The organism is Sneathiella sp., assembly GCF_029233945.1.
Taxonomy (GTDB): Bacteria; Pseudomonadota; Alphaproteobacteria; order Sneathiellales; family Sneathiellaceae; genus Sneathiella.
In genome coordinates, this window is record NZ_JARGOQ010000028.1 from 42177 (window position 1) to 45778 (window position 3602).

General features: G+C 55.9%; 3 protein-coding genes and 2 pseudogenes. 3 read left to right on the forward strand and 2 right to left on the reverse strand.

Annotation, left to right across the window (positions count from 1 at the left end; genetic code table 11):
• Window positions 1-604, reverse strand: a pseudogene (locus P1U71_RS10655) (hypothetical protein); the annotation flags it as partial.
• 69 nt (window positions 605-673) lie between these two features.
• Here P1U71_RS10655 and P1U71_RS10660 point away from each other — a divergent pair.
• The gene (locus P1U71_RS10660) at window positions 674-1486 is read left to right on the forward strand and encodes a phytanoyl-CoA dioxygenase family protein (RefSeq protein WP_301105588.1); all 813 of its coding nucleotides are present in this window, start codon (window positions 674-676) and stop codon (window positions 1484-1486) included.
• Here the strand turns inward: P1U71_RS10660 and P1U71_RS10665 are convergent.
• Window positions 1483-1947, reverse strand: a complete 465-nt coding sequence (locus P1U71_RS10665; protein WP_301105589.1) for a MarR family winged helix-turn-helix transcriptional regulator — start codon at window positions 1945-1947, stop codon at window positions 1483-1485. The genes P1U71_RS10660 and P1U71_RS10665 overlap by 4 nt on opposite strands.
• 83 nt (window positions 1948-2030) lie before the next feature.
• On the opposite strand from P1U71_RS10665, the gene hmgA reads away from it, so the two are divergent.
• Complete coding sequence (hmgA, locus tag P1U71_RS10670) at window positions 2031-3338, forward strand: homogentisate 1,2-dioxygenase (protein ID WP_301105590.1); 1308 nt, start codon at window positions 2031-2033, stop codon at window positions 3336-3338.
• Window positions 3335-3602, forward strand: a pseudogene (locus P1U71_RS10675) (2-keto-4-pentenoate hydratase); the annotation flags it as partial. The gene hmgA and the pseudogene P1U71_RS10675, both read left to right, overlap by 4 nt.

The window sequence follows — 3602 nt, forward strand, 5'->3', positions numbered from 1 at the left end:
AGGTCAGCTTGCGGATCGCCGCCGCCGCGACGGAAACATTATCGACCCCCCAGAGACCGTCATTATACATAATGAAGGGAGCGGAGCCGGACCAGGCGAGGACATTGCTGGTCATGCCTGGTACATATTTTTCCTTGTCATCCTGATAGGGGTTGGGGGCCTTCGCCTCGCTCAGCCGAAGACGAATATCCCCGCGGTTTCCTTTAAGCCGTTTGAGTTGAAAGTTTGAAACCTCTCCGGCGAGAAATGCCGTTTCATGCACCCGGAACAGGCCTTTACGCAGGATAACCACGCGTTTGTCCGTCACGAAATAGGCGGTGCGATGGGCGCGCCATCCATAGCGGAGCGGGCTTAACAAAAGCCAGAGAGACCCCAGCGCCAGTACTATTTCGGGCAGGCGTGGATCGCTGACTCCGCCCGACACCCAGGCGAAAGCGACGAGCAGGGCGGTCAGAAAGGCGCCACAAAGGCAAAACCAGAAATTAAAGAAGAGCGCGCGAAAAATGCCGGGCCGTCCCGACCAAAGCAGGGTTTCATCCGGCCAGAGAACATGCGACCTAAACCAGATCTCGGCGGGAGAAGGTGATGGCTCGGCTGGGGTCATTTCACTTCCTCATGATTTACGGTATATATTAAAGGCAAAGGGCGCGCGCATACAAACTCTGAGGCGAAAATGAATAATAATCTCACACGACCGGTCACGGATGAGGAAGTCAGGACATTTCAGGAAGATGGCGTTGTTTGCCTTCGCGGGTTTTTCAATATGAATTGGATTGAGCGCCTGCGCGATTTGATTGATGAGGATATTGCCAACCCATCCGGTATGGTCAAGAGCATCGACGCGGAGGGAGCAACCGGGTTCTTTTTCGGAGATACCTTTGTCTGCCATCATCTCGACGGGTTCAAGGATGCTGTTTTCAATTCCCCGGCATCGCAGATTGCCGCTTCGGTGCTGAAAGCGAAGAAAGTCAATCTGCTGTTCGACCAGATTCTGGTGAAGGAGCCCGATACCTCCACCCCGACTCCCTGGCATCAGGATTATACCTACTGGCCCGTCGCCGGCGATCAGATTGCAACGCTTTGGCTCGCGCTTGACCCGGTCACTTTCGAGAGCGGCGCGGTGGAGTATTTGCGCGGCTCTCACCGCTGGGGCAAAAAGTTTCTCGCCATCAGCTTCGATCCGGATCAGAAGTATGAGGAGGAGTTACCGGAGGTTCCGGATGTGGAGGCCGCGCGCGAGGATTATGATATCGTCTCCTATGAGCTGGAACCGGGCGATTGCACGCTGCATCACGGCCTGACCCTGCATGGGGCGCAGCCGAACCGGATGCCAAATGTCCGCCGCCGCGCCTATATCCAGCGCTGGGCCGGTCACGATGTCACCTATAATCCAAGACCAAATCTTCAGAAGATGTTGCGCGATCCGATGATTCCAGCTGGTGCGCCGCTGGATAGCGACCTTTTCCCCGTAGTCTGGCAGGCCTAACCGGCTTTCTGCGAACGCGAGGCTGTTTCCTTATCCAGATATAATTTTTCAAGGGCCGCCAGCCCCTTGAAGAGCGCCTCGCTGTTTTGCTTACCGAGGCGGGCAATCAATTCATTCTCGATTCCTTGCATCTTCGGCACCAGATTCTCATAGGCTTTTTCTCCCTGCGCCGTCAGGGTGATGCGTTCCAGCCGTCGGTCAGTCTCATCGACTTCCCGCGCCAGCCAGCGTTTCTTCTCCAGCGCAAAGATCGCCCGGCTGACTTTCGTTTTATGCATGGTCGAATAGTAGGAAATCTCGGTCGCGGTCATCGTTCCCTTTTGCCCAAGCAGCGCAAAGGCCCGCCATTCCGAACGGCTCAGCCCATATTCTGATTTATAGGCAACACTCGCATTGCGACTGAGCGTTTCCGCCAAACGATTGAAACGATATGGCAAAAATTCTTCCAAAACGAGACTCATCAAAAACTTTCTTGATAGTTACAAACACGACTGTTACATATGTTACTAATTTAGACGGTATAGATCAACAAGGATTTGTCCCCATGGCTCTTGCCTATATGACCGGTTTCAATAATCAGTTTGAAACGGAGGCTCTTCCCGGCGCCCTGCCACAGGGGCGCAACAGCCCCCAGAAATGCGCCTATGGCCTCTATGCGGAGCAATTCTCGGGCACAGCCTTTACGGCGCCCAACGCGACGAACGCCCGAAGCTGGCTCTACCGGATGCGCCCGTCTGTCCGCCATATGCGTGAGTTCACACCCGCAGATCGGCCGTTCTGGAAATCAGCACCTGCTGTGTATGAGAATGCGCCGCTCGGACAGTTCCGCTGGAACCCGATCCCCTTGCCGGAGGACACGACGACATTCATCACGGGCATACGCACCATTACGACGGCGGGCAGTGTCCTTTCCCAGACTGGCATGGCGGCGCATGTCTATGTTGCGAATAGCGACATGACCGATGACTATTTCTTCAATGCGGACGGAGAGATACTGCTGGTACCGGAGATGGGACGGCTCCGGATCGTGACCGAGCTTGGCATATTGGAGGTCGAGCCGCTGGAGATCTGCGTGCTGCCGCGCGGCATGATGTTCCGGGTGGAACTGATGGACGGGAAAGCCCGCGGCTATATCTGTGAGAATTACGGGCCGCGCCTCACCCTGCCGGAGCGCGGTCCGATCGGCGCAAACGGCCTCGCTAATCCGCGCGATTTCAAATATCCGACCGCCGCTTATGAGGAAAAAGACAGCCCCTGTCGGGTTGAAACAAAATGGGGCGGGAAGTTCTATGCCACGGAAATAGGACATTCCCCCCTCGACGTGGTCGCTTGGCACGGGAATTACGCGCCCTATAAATATGACCTTCGTCATTACAACACCATCGGGTCTATCTCCTTCGATCATCCGGATCCGTCGATCTTCACCGTCCTGACCGCGCCAACAGGTGAGCCCGGCACCGCGAACATCGATTTCGCGATCTTCCCGCCGCGCTGGCTGGTGGCGGAGGATACTTTCCGCCCGCCCTGGTATCACCGCAATATCATGAGCGAGTTTATGGGGCTTATTCAGGGTCAGTATGATGCGAAAGAGGAAGGTTTCGTTCCCGGCGGGATCAGCCTGCATAACATGATGCTGCCGCACGGGCCGGACACATTCGGCTTTGAAAAGGCGAGTAATGCAGAGCTTGCGCCGCAGAAGCTCGATGACACCATGGCCTTCATGTTTGAAACACGGCTGCCGCAACTCGTCACCGAGTTCGCCGCCCGCCATGACAGCCTGCAAAAGAACTATATTGATTGCTGGGACGGGCTGGAGAAGAAATTTGATGGAACGATCGAGGGGAAGGAATGAAGCTTGCAACCTTAAAAGACGGCAGCCGGGACGGCAAACTGGTGGTGGTTACAAAAGACCTTTCCCGTTGCATCGCCGTGCCGTCGGTTGCCGCCCATTTGCAGGGCGCACTCGATAGCTGGGAGGCTTCCGCCCCAAAGCTTCAGGAAATTGCGGACAAGCTCGAAAGTGACGCTTCTTTCGGAGAGCGCTTTAACGAAAGGACCGCCCATTCGCCGCTGCCGCGCGCCTATCAATGGGCCGACGGCTCGGCCTATGTCAATC

What these genes read in the sequence shown, in the direction of transcription:
- P1U71_RS10660 (WP_301105588.1), top strand. Translation starts at nt 674, where the DNA reads ATGAATAATAATCTCACACGACCGGTCACGGATGAGGAAGTCAGGACA.
- P1U71_RS10665 (WP_301105589.1), bottom strand. Translation starts at nt 1,947, where the DNA reads ATGAGTCTCGTTTTGGAAGAATTTTTGCCATATCGTTTCAATCGTTTG.
- hmgA (WP_301105590.1), top strand. Translation starts at nt 2,031, where the DNA reads ATGGCTCTTGCCTATATGACCGGTTTCAATAATCAGTTTGAAACGGAG.